This window comes from Alcanivorax sp. HI0044 (assembly GCF_001634945.1).
This window is the reverse complement of the sequence record NZ_LWEZ01001984.1, coordinates 1-793: the sequence shown is the minus strand read 5'-3', so window position 1 is coordinate 793 and position 793 is coordinate 1. Positions and strand designations below refer to the sequence as shown.

At 59.6% G+C, this 793-nt stretch carries 1 protein-coding gene; it reads right to left on the bottom strand.

The window, feature by feature from the left end:
- Positions 1–764: TRAP transporter TatT component family protein (locus A3730_RS29280; RefSeq protein ID WP_063539445.1), on the bottom strand; the 764-nt coding region annotated here is incomplete at its 3' end.
- Positions 765–793 lie beyond the last annotated feature (29 nt).

Here is a 793-nt window from a genome sequence, read left to right as displayed (position 1 = left end):
TCCGCCGCCAGCACCTCATTGAGCAGGCGGTCGTGCAGCTCCCGATCGAACACCAGGCGCGCGTACTTTTCCGCATACAGCACCTGGGCCATCAGGTTCTTGCCGTCGGACAGTACTACCGCCTCTTCAAAGTGAGCTTTGGCCTGTTCGGGCTTGCCGCCCAGCGACGCCGGCAGGATGCTGTTCAGCACCCCCAGATACATATGTGCCTGACCGTGCTGATAGCCATCATCCAGCGCCACGATGCGCTCCATGATGGCTTCCACCCGGCCCAGTTCCGCTACCGCATTCCAGTCACTGGTGTTCTGCTGGATATAACCCGCCCAGGCGCTGCCCAGGGAAAACAGCACCGGCACATCGCCTTTGTCGGCCTCGTCCAGCAGGGATTCGAATTCGGGCACCGACAGGCTGCGCAGATCGCAGTAATCCTTGTGGTGGGCACAGGCGGCACGGAAACCGTAACCCAGCGCCTTGTCGCTAAGTTTGCGGGCCCGCTCAGGGTCTTCCACAAACAAGCCGGCGTAGGCGCCATAAAGGTCCGCGCCACTGCTGAGCAGGGATTCGCTTTCCGGCCAGTTCTCAATCAGGCCATCGACCATCAGCAAATAGGTGGGCAGGCCGTCTTCGACCAGCTGCAGGTCATTGTTGTTGAGGACACCATAGGGCAGGTTGTCGTCAACATGGGCCAGGGAACAGCCTTGCAGGGTAACTACCGCTGCGAAGAAGAGAGAAGGTACCCAGTAAGGTACAGAGCGCCACTGCATAGGTCGCTGGCATCCTTTCATTATTGTGA